Annotated in this window: 6 protein-coding genes; all 6 read right to left on the bottom strand. The window is 53.2% G+C overall.

Annotated elements, in window-relative coordinates; all coding sequences use genetic code 11:
- Positions 1-18: 18 nt before the first annotated feature.
- From ACQKLP_RS20110 to ACQKLP_RS20085, 6 genes are read right to left on the bottom strand one after another with little or no spacing between them, the layout of a single operon-like run.
- A complete protein-coding gene (locus ACQKLP_RS20110) occupies positions 19-2,307 on the bottom strand; it encodes a tail fiber domain-containing protein (RefSeq protein WP_427324705.1) in 2,289 nt (762 codons plus the stop codon).
- A gap of 22 nt (positions 2,308-2,329) precedes the next feature.
- Complete coding sequence (locus ACQKLP_RS20105; protein WP_427324704.1) at positions 2,330-4,393, bottom strand: tail fiber domain-containing protein; 2,064 nt, start codon at positions 4,391-4,393, stop codon at positions 2,330-2,332.
- Between the two features lie 21 nt (positions 4,394-4,414).
- Positions 4,415-7,129: a tail fiber domain-containing protein gene (locus ACQKLP_RS20100; protein ID WP_427324703.1), complete on the bottom strand. Its 2,715-nt coding sequence runs from the start codon at positions 7,127-7,129 to the stop codon at positions 4,415-4,417.
- Between the two features lie 45 nt (positions 7,130-7,174).
- Positions 7,175-7,903: a hypothetical protein gene (locus ACQKLP_RS20095; RefSeq protein WP_427324702.1), complete on the bottom strand. Its 729-nt coding sequence runs from the start codon at positions 7,901-7,903 to the stop codon at positions 7,175-7,177.
- A 14-nt stretch (positions 7,904-7,917) separates the two neighbouring features.
- Positions 7,918-16,731 (bottom strand): polymorphic toxin-type HINT domain-containing protein, encoded by an 8,814-nt coding sequence (locus tag ACQKLP_RS20090; protein ID WP_427324701.1) that lies wholly within the window; start codon positions 16,729-16,731, stop codon positions 7,918-7,920.
- A gap of 21 nt (positions 16,732-16,752) precedes the next feature.
- Positions 16,753-17,493 carry a hypothetical protein gene (locus tag ACQKLP_RS20085; protein WP_427324699.1) on the bottom strand — a complete coding sequence of 247 codons (741 nt, stop codon included), beginning with the start codon at positions 17,491-17,493 and terminating at the stop codon, positions 16,753-16,755.
- Position 17,494: the final 1 nt, after the last annotated feature.

Raw genomic sequence — 17,494 nt, 5'->3', positions numbered from 1 at the left:
TCGAGTGTTATCTAAAGCTTATTTTGATTTCAGTAATGCTTCGATGGCGCTCAGCCGGGCTTCCAGCGCTTCGTTCTTCGCTTTCAGTTGTGCTTCCATGGCATCTTTTTCCGCTTTCAGTTCCTGGATGGCCTTTACGAGCAGGCCTACAACGTTCGCCTGGTCTACCCCGTTGTTTCCCGGCGTGGCGATCTCCGCCGGTACTTCGTCGGCAATGAAACCGATGCTGCGATGGCCGGTGGTATCGGCTTTGAAGATGAACGAACGTACTTTGGCGCTGCCCAGGATCCGGAGGGCGCTGCCGGTGAAGGGTTGAATTTCTTTTTTCAGGCTGCGGAGGGAGGATTGATAATACGCCGTTGCGGTGACATTGCCATTTACATGCAGGAGGCTCGCGGGGGCGTTGGTGCCGATTCCGACATACCCGTTGTACCTGATCCGCATCCGTTCGGTCGACATCGTACCAAAAAACAGATCGGTTTCCTGGCCTACGGCGGTATGTCGGATTGCGCCAAGGTACGCGCGTTGGGAGGTATCGATATCGAACCCGATCCTGCCGATTTCCCCGATTACGTCGCTGTTTCCGAAGCTTAATTTCGCGGAGGGCGTACTGGTTCCGATCCCGATTTTTCCATCGGACTTCACGCGGAACCGTTCTGCCTGCACACCCGATCCAATACCAGTGAACAGAGCAACTTCTCCCGGCGTGGAAGCATGCGTGCCACCATACAGCCCGATCTGTCCGCCCTGATTGCCACCTACGGCGCCGGCAAGGATAGACACAGTGCCCGCGCTGTTGCCGCTGGCGAAAATGGGGGCCTGGAGCTGGTTTGTAGCTTTTATGTTTCCCGCGACATGCAATTTTTCGGCAGGTGCAGGAGTGCCGATGCCGACTTTACCATCCTGCATGATGCGCATTGCTTCCGGCTGTAAGGTTCCTCCGCTACCCTGGCCGGTATGGAACGTGATCTGTCCACCGTTCGTACCATGCGTGCCGCCGAACAAGACGATCTGCCCTCCCCGGTTGCCCGAAGCGGCAGTTGAGCCGCCGATGAGCGTTAATCCCTGGTTGTTGACGTTACTTAACATCAATTGAGAGATAACGGTGCCGACCGTGCCATTGCCCGTGATGTTGAAATTGGCGGTCTGCGGGGCGGTCCCGTTGCGGATAAACGAAGCATCCGCCCATTGGCGGGATGCTACCTGGTACCAGTTCCCCCATGTTGCCGACGGATTGCCCTGGCGGTAAAACATCTCGTCTTCCGTACTGTAGGCACCGAGCAGCTGGAATTTGAAGTTGCTGGCGCCGGTATTGTTGCCGCCGGCAAACAGGAACGCCGGTTGCGTGGAGGGACGGTTGTTCGCAACGCCGATATGGAAAATCCCGGAGTTGGCGATCGAATCGAGATTCCCGGTGTGGGGATCGAGGTATGTCGGATTGGTGGTCCTGGCAATTCTCCCGATCCCATCCCCTAAAGACAGCGCACCGATATCTGCCGCCGTCAATGTCCGTGTCGTAATGGCGGTCACATGGCCGGAGGCGTTGGTTTCGATGGAGGCGGGCACCTGTGCCGTAGTGAACGTTTTGGTCGATAACGCCCCGGCCGCGTGGTTCCCGGCATGCCAGACAGGGTTCCCCATGTAGAGGAACCTGTCGCGCCCCATAGACAGCACCGAAGTGGTGTCCAGCGGCGAATACAGCACGTGCCGGAACACCCATCCTTCCCCGATATCGTCTTTCGCTTCAAAGATGAGATTGCCGGAAGGCTTGTCCTGCAAGGATTCCACATACATTCTCCAGCTATCGGTATTATACTGCCACATCAGCCCGTTGGAAGGATTGGCCGTAGGCGAATTGAACAGGATGTTCTGGGTAGTGCTCGATCCGCGGGTCGTAACCGCCTGCAGATTGAGGTCCGTATTGGCGAGCACAGGCGCGTACACCCCTTTGATGATGCCCTTTTTCACGTACCGGATGCTGTCTCCGGCCCGATAGATCGTATCGATCCCTCCCACCCCGCTCAACTGTGCCAGATCGATCGTATCCTGTCCGGCGATGGCAAGCTTTGAGCCACCTACCTGTACTAGGTCGATCTTCCGGAACTCCGTTCGTCCGCCACCTTTGTTAAAAAGATAGCCAGACACGCCACGGGTACGATTTTCGATGATCAGCTCGGCGGTGTCGCAAACGTTATAAATCCGCACACTGTCTGCACGGATCTGGTACACGTGCTGGGCTTTTACAGTGGAGATGGTGCCGGTAATGCATGCCAGCGTCACCAGGAAAGTGGTAAGGGATAATTTCATATGGCTCTGTATCTATCTGTTGCTATTGTTTATCCTTCAGCTCCCGGACCATTTTTTCGAGGGCTTCCAGTTTATCTTCAAGGGTCTTGTTCTTTTTTTCGAGCTCCTGAACGGCGGCCACGAGCAGGGCCACGGTATTGCCCTGGTCCACTCCCTGGCGGCCGGGCGTCGCCATTTCGCCGGGCACTTCGTCGGCGATGAAACCGATGTGCAGCTGCGTTTGGTCCGCCTTGAACCGGAAGGTGCGGACGGAGGCGCTACGCAAAACGTCGAGGCCGGATTTTGTAAACGGTCCGATCTGTGTTTTCAGTTCGCGGCGCGACGTCTGGTAGAAAGCCGTAGCGGTGACTGTACCAGTGGTGGAAAGGTTCCCGGCGGAGGTGAGCCGCATTCTTTCGGCGACGTCCACGGCGTTGACAGGCGTGTTGTAAAAAACGAGGGATGTGGGATGGGAGGTGCCCGTCCAGGCGCTTTCCGTTACCGCATCGACCTGTGCGCCCGGAACATAGGTGGTACCGGAAGTATTGGCGCCGTATAGCACGGAGCCGAGTCGCTGGCCGGCCGCAGTAGGTGTGCCGCTGTTATACAACCGCATATAGGCACCGGAAGCGGCACTCAGCGCTTCCGTATTCTGAACGGCCATTCCGGCCGTGTTGATGGTGTTGACGTGAAGGGGGAAGAAAGGGTTGTTGTTTCCAATGCCGAGATTGCCATTTGCGCTGATGCGCATTCTTTCGGGTTGGAAGCCGGCACCCGTACCGGTATGGAAGGTCATCCGTCCCCCGTTCAAGCCACCGAATAGATTAATTTCTCCGCCATAATTCGTACCACCGCCATACATCTGCAAACTGCTGTCGGAATCGCCGGAGGTGATCTTGCCGGTGAAGACCGTTCCCCGCGTCATGATGTTACCGTTTACATCCAATGCCTGTGCGGGGGATAACATCCCGATCCCCAATCTACCGTCTTCAGTTAAGCGCATTGCTTCCGTCAGCCCGGTGGGATTGGAGATGAAGAACGACATCCCGATGCGGTTGCTGGTGGCGCCTCTCCAGGCGCGGATCGCGGAATATCCGAGATCGTTGTCCGTTCCGAATTTGATCCCTTTATGCACGGTGTTATTGCTATTGCCATTGCTCCGCACGTAAATTTCCCCGTTCGCTACCTGCAATCTTTCCGAAGGATTTCTTTCGGAAATTCCAATATTTCCCAGCCCGTTAATAGCCAATGCCTTGTGGTTAACTTCCCCGCCCTGGCGGTCGTAGACCAGTAACGACAGGTTATCCGTTGCCGGGGAGCCGGTAGCGATATGCGTAAACTGGAATGCGTATGCCGAGGTATCGTAGATCGCACCGTTCCATACGTTCCTATTGAAACCGAGGGCGTTGAAGCGCTGGGACATCTTTTCGCCCGAGAACCCATATTCCACCATACGCTCGTAGGAAACGTATCCGTTCGGCGCGATTTCCATGCGTTTTACCCAGGCCGAGCCTGTGTTTACCCAGGTGGCAAGGCCGGGAACGGTCGCGGCGGTCAGCTGGAAATTTGCACCGTACCCGACGTTAGCCGTGCGTAGCATGATGCCGTCCGAAATCGTGTCGGCCCCATTCTTCCTCACTTCCAGCATGCCGCGGGTGAGCCCTCTTCCCGTGATGTGGAAGCCGGCTTCCTGGGGCGTAGGCGACACCTGGTTCTGGATATACGATGCGGAGCCGGCCGCAGGGGCAAACAATGCGGTCGTTATTCCTTTTTTAACATATTTGATACTGTCTCCCGACCGGTAAATCGTATCGATCCCCCCGATCCCGCTCATCTGGCTGAGGTCGAGCGTGTCTTGCCCGGCGATGGCGATGCGCGTGCCACCGAGTTTTTTTAATTGCAACCTGCGGAATTCCGTTCTGCCGGCGCCGCGGTTGAAGAGGTAGCCGGTAACGCCCTGGGTGTGGTTCTCGAGGATGAGCTCGGCCGTGTCGCAGACGTTGTAGATGCGGACGCTGTCTGCCCGGATGGAGTAGACATGTTGCGCCTTCGCCGCTATGGATGCGGTGAGGAGGATGGATAGGGTGAAAAGGGTGCGGGATAACATAGTTATTCGGTTCGTATTCGGTTACTGTGTCTGTTTTTTGATGTATGCTTCGATGGCCTGGAGCCGTTTTTCCAGCGCCTGGTTTTGCTGTTGCAGGGAGGCGTTGGCGCTTTCCAGTTTATTGTTTTTCGCTTCCAGTTCCTGAACGGCTTTCACGAGCAGGCCGACAGTGCTGGCCTGGTCTACGCCGTTGCGGCCGGGACTTGCCATTTCATCGGGCACTTCGTCGGCGATAAAACCGATGTTGCGGTGGCCGGTGCTGTCTGCCTTGAAAATAAATGTGCGCACTTGTACTTTGCCCAGAATGCCGAGGGCGGACGACTGGAAGGGTTGGATATCTTTCTTGAGGCTTCGGAGGGAGGATTGGTAAAACGCTGTAGCCGTGGATGAGCCGGTCACGTTAAAATTACCGGATCCCGCGAGTGTAGCGATGTTGGTGGTGGCGGCGTACCATTTGAAGCCGGTAGCGGCGGTAGCGGTGGAGAACCAAAGATTATTCCCTTCCAGTCCAAAACCATAGTCAACCGCGCTGCCGGTAAGCGCAGCGTTAAAAACGATTTTAGTGCCTGCGGAACGCGTGGTAAAAGTGGGGGCGCCCAGTCCGCCGCCGGCGTACATCAATGTATTGCTCGTGCCGTTATTGAGCATGAAAGTACCACCATTATATCGCACATCCGCCGTATCAACAGCCAATGTCGTAGAGCTGTTCTTGGGGAAAAGCACCACGCGGCCCAGATCACTTTTTACGTGGATATCATTGTTGAGAATACTTCCCTTTCCAACGTATCCATACCGCCCGCCGGTTTTATCATGAAAACCGAGGTAGGAATAGGTGGCCATACCCGTGGAATCGGCGGCGATCCTGGCATCATTCCCCATCGTTACGCTCCCCGGAAACCGCACAGCGCCTGTAGCGCGAGTGATGGTCATGGAAACCGTCGCGGAGCCGGATGCCCCCGCGTCGCTATATCGCCAGATGCTGAAATCGCTTCCCGTTCCAGCACCGCTTTCCGCGTTCGACAATCCAATGCCGAACCGCAATACATCCGCGGCGTTATTCAATATCAATCCCGCTTTGCCCGCTCCGATCGAGCTGGAAAATGAATTGTTCGTTTTAATGAAGTTGGTCGTCCACAGTCCGCCGGTTTGAGCGCTGGCAACCTGGTTCTGGATAAAGCTTCCCGTTGCGTTGGACTGCGTCAGGATCGGACTGTTGTTGATCCGGCCTTCGGTTTGGGCGAGATAAGTGGTGGATGCCGGGGATTGACCAGAATTATAGATCGCCAGTTTGTCTACGGCGAGCACGGGGCGGGAGAAGTAAAAGTTCTCCCGGTCGGTCGTGAAATGCAGGTAGGAATTGTTTTGCGCACCGATCTGGACTTGTCCTCCCGGCGTCACGATCCGCAGGGAATTGTTTGCTCCCTGTTCCAGCCGGGTGCTGTCGTTATTGAGGAAAAGTTCCAACGGCCGCGCGGTGGCATAGTTCTGGCGAACGTAGTCCGTCCAGGCGGCTGCGGTGGTTTCCTTGATATCGAAGTAGGCGACGTACCAGGTTACCTTTCCGCGGGCGCCGTTCAGGTAGTAAAAGCCGAGCGGCAGGAAGGTGCCCTGGTTGCCGGCGTGGTGTACATGGATGTAGTCTTCCCACTTGCCGGTGCCTTTGTTATCGGTGAGGAAATAGTGGGAATTGCTGGTCCCGAAAGGATCGAGGCCCACTTGCAAAGTGTATCCCACGGGCAGTTTGGCCCTGATGCGCGATACGTACACCGAGTTCCGCCGGCTGGGCACATCGGCCCGGAAGCCGCCGAGCCCGGGCGTGGGCAGGGCGCTGGCGGAATCATAGGCGATCTTCAGGTACCAGCCGGAAGAGTTGGGTACCCGCTCGCCGAGGGAGGCGCTGTCGCGCACGAGGGTTACCCCTGGCGAATAATTATTATCGTATTTGGAGATACCGTTGGCGCTGTAGCGGAACTCCGCGTCGGCGCGGAGCTGAGCACCTCCTACTGAATTCCAGAGCTGGTTGCCCGAGTTGTTTTCGGGGTTCGGGTGGTAGTAGGTTTGTTTGAAGAAACCGATCGTGCGGGTATTGCCGCCAACGATCAATCCATTGGTTTGTTCATTATCGACTGGAGCATTCACCTGCAGCTTCCCGGATACGGCGGTCATAGACCCGTCGACCGTATGAATGATGAACGAATTGTGGTTGCCGCCGCCGTAACCGATATATCCCCTGTCTGAGTCGTCGCTGTTTTTGAAACGGATGACGAGGTTCCCGGCGCCGGTGGTGGCACGTTTGAGGATGAGGTTGTCACCATCGCGGGACGACACATTGCTGCGGTCGGTCACGGTCTGGAGGGTTTCCTGTGTGGCCGGTGCGTAGAAGCTGGAGACGATGCCGCGCTTGACGAAGCGGAGGCTGTCGCCCGAGCGGTACACGGTGTCGATGCCGCCGATGTGGGTGAGCGTGGCGAGGTCGATGGTGTCTTGCCCGGCGATGGCGAGCTTGCTGTTGCCGATGGCTACCATTTTGAGCCTGCGGAACTCCGTTCTTCCGGCCCCGCGGTTATAGAGGTATCCCTGCACGCCCTGGGTTTTGTTTTCCAGGATGAGCTCGGCGGTGTCGCAGACGTTGTAGATGCGCACGCTGTCTGCCCGGATGGAGTAGACGTGTTGCGCCTTCGCGGCGAGGGACGCGGATAATATGAGGGATAGGGTGATGAGGGTACGGGATAACATATATAAGTGTCTATGTAATCTATATTTCAATTCGATCCTTCTTGCTTAAATAAAAAGCACATTAAATCCATACTTTGAAAACTCCCTTGCAATATCGTCTAAAAGCAAATTTACTTCACTACTCGTCAAACAACTCCTTCCCTTAAATTTGATACTGATTCCTTTATTAAATCCACTACCAATATATACTTCTAACAAACAATCACGAAAAGTGTGAAAATCATGTCCAAAATATCCTCTCTCTCCAACAAGTGAATAAGCTATTGTATAAAATAAATCAATTTCAACTTTAACTACCGAAAGATCAATTAAGAATTCATTACTATCAATTATTTCTTTGCTTAAACCTGAATAGTATAAACTTGCACCAATATAGTCAAGCTTCTGAATTGAACTAACGTGGAGACTATTAAATTTTATTTCATGGCCATCTTGCCAACTTTTAAACACATCAACCTCACCCTGACTATAATTCATATTCTCACAATTGCAAATATTACCATATAGCCAGAATTCCTTTTGATTCAAACTTTGACCAAATTCTAGAATGTAAATTTCAAGTCCCAAATAGAAGACTTCTTGTTTTAACCTAGTAACAAAACAAATCGTTAAGGTCAATAAATCTCCTGCTTCCAATACGGGGAATGAAGATGTAGATCGCTCAAAAATGAACTTTCGCGCTAAACTGGGTGCAATAGGTTCAAGTTTTATATATTTTGAGCAAAATACGACCTCTCCATTCTTTGTTAAACTCACTTTAATTAGGTCACTCATGATTAATAGATTTATTAAGGCGTTTTCTTCTTGAATTCGTGAATTGTTGTTTTATAGTGATCAGTACTATAACCATACCTATAAATCGAACTCCCATCAGCGTTTCTACCAACTGCTTGTTTCAATATTCTAAAAACGTTAGGTTGACCAGGAACTAACACTTCATATTCTAATGCGCCAGCCCATGATCTACCATTAGTTGCAGTTCGCCCCTCAAAAACCGTATGGGTGCCATCGGCCTGAATCCTGGGCGACCCGCGTCCTGCAGCAACTTCGTTCACGGCCGTATTCAATTGAGCTCCACCTTTCATGCCATCCCTTAACTTTATCGGCTCAAAGCATGAATTGTGTACTAGTATACCGGACTTGCCAACAAAATAAGTATGATAATCTGATACTGAAAAGTTATAAACGACTGCAGTTGTATCTATAAAATTAATACTTGATAATACTGCTCTACTTCCTGAGTACAATTTAACACTATCCCCTAATCTCATATCCTTTGCTTCTATCCATTTGCCATTAATCCAAAATGGATGCTCAGGTGTTGCCTTTATTTCCTCTAAACCAAAACGCAAAAGTATTAATCTATTTACTTCATTTACATACAATCTCTCCACCGGCTTCAACGCAATTGTCCCATCTTTTTCGTTAAAAGCATGTACTGAATCGCCAACTACAATATTCTCTATTAATTTCAATCCAAATTTTGAGGCAATATATGTGCCACCCAAAAAGCACAATGCTGGCGTTTTGGGGGCTGCAACATGTTTAGTACTGGAAGAGGTTCCCTTAATACTTTTCATCTTACTTGCCTTCCTAAGAATTACAAACTCTAATACCTTCTCAGTTACGAAACCCAATACCTCGGCCTTATCTGCTCTATCACCTCTTGCAATTTTTTCACCCATCTCTCTTCCTGCATCTACTGCTCCAATGAAGTCCTCAATCATATCCTCTGGTGCCCCTAATCCGGTGATCATGGAAAAAGGCATTAATCTTAAGAGTCCGCCCGGAGTTGGCTTCAAAAATGTTGACAGATATCTATTTGCTTGTGTTTGTGCACCAGTCACATGTGTCATTAGGCCTTTCTTTACTCCATCAGTAAAGCCTTGAGTTGTACTTCTTTTAGGTTCATCAGGTCCTCCCTCAGCAAAGTCACCATCTGCATCACTATAATATATCGAATTGTTGTTAAAAGTTGCATATTGACTTAAGCCAATTATAGGAACTGGATCAAGATTCCATCTTCGTCCTATTCTACTATCATACTCCCAGAACTCCGCCGTATAAATACTACCATCAGAGGTGATCTCAGTAGATTTTTCTTGCCCGTTAAACCCATATCTGTAATTTCCTTCATTCGCTGTTCTTCCTGGCATAGCCATCCCTAACGGGTAATAATCCTGAGCAGACAACACTTTAGCAGAATAATATGAAGTGTTCTGATTATCCGAACTAAACTGCACCTTAAAATCAGACAAGGTAGCCAACACATTGCCTAAATAGTTACTTACTTCAAAGCACTTCAGTTTCCGCTCCGAATTTACCAAAAATCCATTACCTAATGCTTGCATATTCACATTGGCAGGCGCTACCCAATCTTCTACATTGACATTGGAATTTATCATTCCAAACCGACTGCTTCCATACAATCCGGACTCGATCAACGTCAGTTTACCAGAATTGTGAATATTATCCCCTTCCACATATATCCCCATTACATTCCCAAATGCATCCCTGACATATCGTGTCTCCACATTTCCGACCAACTTGCTGGTACGATTACCGTCTACATCATAGGTATAAGTAATTTCAGCACCATCTATCTTTACTATTTTTGCAATCTTACCGTACGCATTCCACTCAACATTGTCTAGCCCCGCTTTCACATCCTTCGTCAAATTACCTATCGCATCATATTCATAATTCCCGGCCAATTGCCCGTCGAGGTCGCTATCATAGAAACTGGCATCCGTCGGGTCTGAAACATGGTCAAGTTGGTTCTTCCCGGGTTTGTAGGAATAAGTGAGATCATCCATTGCCAAGGACTTCCCGGCCCAGCTGGCATTGCCATTCCGTTTGTACGTCAGGATATTGCCGTTGGGATCGTAAGAAACGCGCTCCTTGAAATCATCCACGGAAATGGGCGACCAGCTGTTGGTGGAGGTATTCAGACCATGGTACACATCCATCCCTATCATGCGATTCATCACATCATATTTGTATTGATAGAGCATCGGCACACCCACTTTCGGGTTATTTACCGTGATCGCGGAAATATTGCCATTGTATAGGGGTTTGTAGCTGCTCACCGCTGCGAAAGGCGTGCGGTTGGCGGCATTTACGGGGCCATACTCGTTCGTTCCGAAATAGTGCAGGCTAAATGCAACGGCATCTTTTGCCGTCAGACTTCCTTCAACCCCATCGTTCCCCATGTCTGCATCGGAAGTAGCCGATGTACTGTTGAGGCCCTTCATCCAACCTTCCAGCGTATAGGCATAATCCAGCCCCTGCACCTGCTGCTGGCCCAACACCGTTCTGGCCAGCGGGCCATGCTTGTAATAAGTATAATAAGCATCGTTTTCCCAATACATGCTGTCGCGGCTCGTTTCCACGTTGGTCAGCCTGTTTTCGGCATCATACTTATATCGGTGGTAGAACGCGTCGATCTGGCCAGGCTGGTAATTCACCTGGTTCACTTTTCCTGAAACCAGATCAAAATCGTACGTAATCGTCTTAAACCGGTTTGCCTGGTCGGATGTAGTGCGGGAATTGAAGTCCTGCACCAGCGTATTCACATTCCCAAGAATGTCGTAACTATAGAACGTTCCCGAAGCCCTCCGGCCCTGGCCCAACTCCGTAGCATTGTCGTACACGGCAGACCAGGCCACCCTGTTCCTCAAATTCTTCGCATCCAAAGCAAGCCCCACGAACGGCGCATGCTTGATATCGTAAACCGTCTTCGTAATCTGCGTCCTCGAACCCGCCGCGCCCGTCAACCACAGATCCAGGTCGGACTGCTTCCGGCTGATGGCACTCGTCATAGTGGTACTGTTGGTCAGCTCTCCCACTTCTGTGATGCGGCCCAACCAGTCGAAAAGCGTATAGCTGTATTTATTGCCTAATTTCTGCTGTGCATTCTGGGAAGCGGTGAGCCTACCCAACCTATCATACCAAAACTCCGACTTATTCGCATCCGGCGTATGCTGCGCCACCAACTGATTCAACGTATTAAACCTATAATTCGTCGCCATCCCATGCGCAGGAACCAACTTCACGCCCGCCTTCCGCGCAACCGCCACGGAATCCGTCCACGATTTATTCCTCCTCATCACAACTCCCGCAGGCGGCACCGTCTTCACCAGGTTCCCCGCCTGGTCGTAATAGTACAAAGTATAATGGTACTCGCTCTTGATATACGAAACCTTGAACTCCTCCATCCCCGCGGCCTGCTGCGCCATCTGCACGTACACCTGGTCGAAGTCGTTGCGGATGGAATCGGTGATGGCCTTGTAGATCACATTGCCCGTGGATTGGGCGTAGTAGGTACTGTCCGTACAATTGTCTTTCTGCACCAGCTCAAAATCCTCGAACACCGGCGACGCATTGCCGCACAGCATCAGGCCGTTGGGCACCAACGTGCAGGTATCCGTACCCGGACAATTCAGCGCCGTCTGCACCGCGGAATTCGTCGTTTCCACCACATGCACGATGCTGAGGTTACTGCTTTTCAAGGATACGGTGACCTGCGCCGGCACTGCTTTCGCCATGGAAGATCCGGTAATGTCGGTCGTTTGCAGGCCGATCACGGTATCGCGGCAACCCGTTCTGCCATAATTATCCGTTTGCATGAGCATGGCGGTCTGGCCATTGTATTCGCCGGCACCGGCCATGCTGCCTTCGGGATTGTTCAGGATGCTGCGCAGGCGCTCGGAACCGCCCGTGCGCACCTGGCGCGCCCATTGAACGGTATTGTCATCGCGGAGGCGCATCCAGTATACGTCTTCGTTAGATTGGGAAGCAAAGTACCCTCCACCGGCAGCCTTTCCGACCGACCATGTCTCGGGATTGATATTGCCCGGCCCGCCAACGCGGGAAGCCCGCAGCAGCATCCCGTTCATCCCCAGATCGAGCAGGGCGCCGTTCACGTTCACCGTGCTGCCGACGCTCATGTTCACTACGGCCACTTTCAGGCCTTCGGGCGTCGTGAGGATGTTGCGGGCCATGTTGTCGCGGCCTTCGAGGTCGTAGGCAGTAATGCCGAGTAACGTTCCGTTATGACGGTTCCAGCCCATGGTAGCCACATCGTACTGGCCATTTCCGCGAAGTGAACTGGCGCCGATGAGAATGTCTCCCTGCACAGCGAGCTGCAGGCCACTGCGGTCTTCTGTAGAGCCCGTCTGTTTCAGCCATTGGATTTCGCCTTGTGCATCGAGCAAGCCGGCCACCCAATCGGTAGCCACGCCGGAAGTGTTGGTCCGCAGACCGCCAAAGGCATACTGGTTACCGCTTACCGGCAGGATGTCAGTCCCCTTTCCACCGAAATTCGCACCAAAATCCACGACCTTGTTCCAGGCGAGATTCCCCTGTCCATCGAGTTTCAGGATAAGGATGGCGCCATAATCATAACAATAGGAATTGGTAGTACCGATGGCGATGTAACCGCCGTCGTCCGTACGTTTGAGGCGCACGAGCTCGTCGTTGGCCTCGGCACCGAAGGTCCGTGCCCAGAGGAGATTGCCGACGCTGTCTGTCTTGATGATATATGCGTCTTTACCTCCGCTTCCCAAACCGGTCGTGGAACCGGCCATGATGTAACCGTTGTCGTGCGTGCGCTGGATGTCGTTGATGACATTCGTTCCGCCGGCGGTATAGGTATTGACGAGTTGCTTGCTGCGGGAGCTTCCTTCCACACAAACGGAAGTATAACCACCCGGCCCCTGCGCGGTACAGCTGTCCATGAACTGGATATACTGGTACGCCAGCAGCCCGTAGCCGAATTTGTTGTTCATGTAGCGGGCAAAGAAATCGTTCTTCGCCTGTTGGAGCGAATCCACCGTGGCGAGCCCGGGCAGGAACGCAGGATAGGAAGCCGCATATTGATCGTACACCGCTTTCACTTCCTCGCACGACACGCAGGCCGGCGCTACCCCGCACTGGATCAGCGTGGGGATTTTAACAGGACTGGGAAGGTATTTGCAGGTAACGTCACGGTTGGGATTGCAGGTTTCCAGCAGGATGGTAAGGGTAGCCTGCGGGATGCTGGCCCCTTTCACCCGGAAAATATAAGCGGAGAAGGTGGTATCTTCCGCCTTCTTCAGTGTTTGATATTCCTTTTGTAACAGCGTCAGCGTTTTGCATTCGCAATCCGACGGTGTGGTATAGGTCATTTTTTCCGCGCGCACGGGCTGTTTGCCGTGGGGCAGCGGCGTAGTGATCAGGTTGGCGTTGCAGACCATATTGGCCGTAATACCATGGCGCGTATTGAAATCGGCGATCACATCTTCGAAACTCCGGAAACGGTAGTTGCTGGAAGGTTTCACCGTGCTGGCGCCATAATAGTGGTCCCTGTCGGCACCTTCCCGGCATACTTTCAACAGTTCCGGGATGATTTCCGATTTAATGAGATTGGTATCATACGCCGCGCATTGCTTCAACTGCGAAATCCAGACCTGCACATAATTTTCACAATTCTGCGCGTAGAACTGATCTTCCTTCCCCTGGGCCAGGGCGTTGGCCTTGCCCGGGTCTGCCGCACCTCCGTTCTTGAAATCGTCCAGACCGGCGTTGTTCAACAGATCAAGAGGATTGCGGATATGGATATCATATCCTTCATTCATCAACCGGCCCACATCCGCCTGGCACAATTGTGCGTTCACGGCATCCATGATGATCTTGTTGCGGGCATTGATGTATGCGTTGCGGAAATTGCGCCATTGCATGTCGAGGTCGCTGGCGCAGGTGTTAGCCGGGTTGAAAGCCTGCGCCGCGGTACCGATGGCATCCAGGCAGGCCTGGTCGCCCGCGTTGCAGCGCACCATGGCGGTAGCGGTGGTCCACATGTTCCTACCGGCGGAAGTCATATTGAGGGCGTCTGCCAGTTTGTTACCGCTCAAAGCCGCCAGGGGATCGTTGCCGGAAGCGAACGGGATCCCGGGCATATTGGCCGGGTTCAGGTAGCCTTTTGCCACGGCAGCGGTAAATGTCTCGGTTTTTTCGAAATCGAATTGCCAGTCAATGGCCCCCCGATACAATTCATAATGTCCCAGTCTGCAATACTCCGGGTGAAGTGGCAGCAGGTTTTCGGCCCAGGAAGATTTGAAGTTGGCGATGAATTCTTCGCGGTCCAGTTCGTTGGGCAGCACCATTTTCCCTTGCGTCACGCTCCAAACGGTGTCGCGGTTGCCGTTGAGGTCGAGGTAAACGATGTTCGCTCCTTTATATTTTTCAGCGTTGAAGATGTTGTAAGGTTCCCCGTCCTTGTCGGTTACCGCATACTGGCCGGTGGGCGCGGTTACGTCCATCAGCATATTCCGGCGGATCTCGTTCAGCGGGTTGGGGCCTTTGCAAAGCTCGTCGCACCCGCGGATCGCCTCCTGGTAAGCCGTGGCAGCGGCTGCACGATGGCGGGCGGTATCCGCAACGGGGATCCCGGCCTTCGTCATATAATCTACCCGGAACGCTTCCCAGGTACCGATTGCCGCCACGCAACCCGCACAATCGGGCACGCACTGGATGGTCCGCAACGAAGCGCGCCGTTCTTCCACGATCTGCTCGATGGTGGTGCAGACGTTGCTTTGCAGGAAGATGCTGTCGCGGTAATGGTCCATCGCTTCCTTGCTGATGGTCAGCGTTTTGGTGATGGTATAGTTGCCGGGAGGAAGCTTGCGCGTCACGGTATAAACGATCGGCGCAGGCGTAGTTCCACAGGCAACCGGCAGGTTGGAAACGTCGAGGTTGTTGAAGGAATAATTGATGGGATCGGTCAGCTTCAGGTTGAAAGCATCGTCGAACACCTTTATATTCAGCTCATAACCAGCCACATAACAAACATCCTGCCCGTTACAATCCTGCTTGTGCAGTACGGGAGGAGTCAGTTTGTATTCGAAAGTATAATCCGCCGTGTCGGCAACGTTGATGGAGGAATGGGTGACAATGCTCCGTTCGTCCACTTTATTTTTTCCGGGACCCGACAAGGATTCCACTACTGGCAGGCGCTCCGTTTCGGGAAGCTCCTCCAGGTTGCCGCCTGGCGCTACGGATTGCAGCGCCGTTGCGATGGTGCGCCCATGCATGTCTATATAACTAACGGAATACTGGCCATTGGCGTCTACTACCGAATTCTTGAAGTAATGCGAGCTGTTGCCCACCTCTGTACCGAACAGTGCGTCCAGCTCCTCCTGTTTGGGCGTGGTGTAGATATATTTGGTCTCATGGCCGCTGCCCAGCTTGAAGGTTTCGCCAAGCCCACCCTGGCGGGAGATGCGGCCGGTATTGTCTGGCGTGTATTCCGTTTGGGTAAAGGCGCGGCCTTTCGCCTGGGGAATATACTGGTGATGGCCAACCGTGGCCAGCGGGTTATTGGCGGAATAATAAGCATTGGCACCGGAAGCGCTGTCCATGGGAGCTGCGCTGCCGCTGAGGTATTCGGCCGGCGTCTCCACCAGGTCGTATTTATCCTTGTCGTATTCCGGGCTGTTGATGCCGCGGTTAAAGCCCTTCACATACTGCATCACCGTCTCCATCGTGGGCGACGGCAGCACCTGGATGGCCGGCCTTCCCTGGTAGTCGTACATCGTTTCGGCGATGACCAGCGTCTGGGAGGTATTGTCTTTCGTTACGGTCTGTCGGCCGCGGAGGCTGCCGTCAAAATATTGCGTCACCACTTTTCTTTTGCCGTCTTCGGCGAAAGTGATGGTAGATTGCCAGTTGAGGTTGGACTGATGCCCTGCGAATTCGAGCTGCCCCGTGGCACCATGCTGCGAGCTCCAGTCGGTCTCGATCCGCCGGTCTTCCGCCCCTACCTGTACGGCCCGCACGCGGAAGAAGAGCGTCCCTTTGCCATCGTACATCAACGGCACCTGGTAGCTGTTATCGGCGACGGTGACGCGCGTGGTGTTGTTATCGAATAACAGCACGGGATTCAGCGGCGTTCCGTATCTGCCGGATGCGAGGGAGCTGGAATCGACGTAAGTCCATTCCAGGTCGTAGGCATCCGCGCCAATTTCCACGGGCCAGTGGACCAGCAGCTGGTCGGGCGTTCCGGAGCCCTGGGGCAAATCGTAGTTGATCGATTTTATCGCATGGTCATGGCAATCCAGCTTATACCTGGGCTGCACTTCCATCTCGTTTTCCAGCATCAGCACGGCCAGCATATTGGCCGGCGCGGTAATGCTCAGCACTTTCACTTTGACTTTGTGAGCATTGTTGAACACGAAGCTGCTGCGCATCCGGTAGGTCTGCGCGGTGTCGTAGTTGATGGAAAGTTGCTGATCCACCGAATCCACGACATTGTTGGGCAGGTAGTAATAAATCCGTACCTGCGCGTCCGCCGAAAACGGGCCGGGGATGTAGCGGTTGGAATATTCGTTGATCCTGAACGTAATGATGTTCCGGACCGGGTACGGCGTATCGATCCTGACGTTGGAAAAAGCACTGTCGACCACGGTGATCGCGGAATCCGCCGCCAGTTGTCCGGCGGCGCCGTCCAGCACTTTCTTGAGGACGATGCTTTTTTTCTGCTGCGCCTGCAAGGGGGCGGCCAGCAGCAACAGGCATGCGGCGGCTATCAGGGAGTAAATGAATTTCAGGCCAGGGATATTCATAATCATAAGTTGGGTCGGGGACTATAGGTTCGGGCTTCCTTTATAAATCTGGTAATCGCTGAAAGCGGGCGTCGTTTGATAGGTACCGTTGCTGATGGTGAAATAGGCGCTTTCATGTACCGGCGATTTGTCGGCCGGCAGCACCTCATATCGCAGAAAGTACATACACACCAACGCCAGCGGGCCAAACTGCTGCCGTTCGGCATCCGTCAGCGGCCTGCCGCTTTTCATCAGTTCCGTGTTCATGAGGTATTTGGCGGAAGTGAGCAATCCGTTGGACGGCTGGATGTTCAGGTCGATGGATTTCACGCTCGCCAGCGAATCGAACAGGATACTGATTTTTCGGTTGCGTTCTTCCTGCCGCACGTCTACCTTCGCCACGAGCTCCGTTCCCATGAGGGCACGCACCTGCGCGAGGGGATCGTTTGGCGGAATGCCGTTCGGCTTGTAGAGATACATCACTTTATCGTCTTTGAACAGCACGATCGCGTATCGGGGGTTGGAGACGAACTCCATGTTCGCCATCACCATTCTGATACCCGCGGCCGACATTTCCACGCTGCCGCTCAGCGAGTCCAGAATCCGCTCCGGGCGGCCGGCGCCGGCATAGGTATACCGGAAATCGTATCGCAGGCCGCTGGCCGAATAGGCCGCATGGAGCTGCCGCATTTCGCCGAACAGCCTGGCTGTGTCTGCCTGCTGGGCACGCAGCGAAACCGCGGTAACGCTGCACACCAGTATGATCAGGATTTTCTTCAACATA

Origin of the sequence: Chitinophaga sp. NPDC101104, assembly GCF_050277495.1 — a bacterium.
Taxonomy (GTDB): domain Bacteria; phylum Bacteroidota; class Bacteroidia; order Chitinophagales; family Chitinophagaceae; genus Chitinophaga.
Note: the sequence above shows the minus strand (reverse complement) of the source record. Positions and strands in the feature narration are given on the sequence as shown.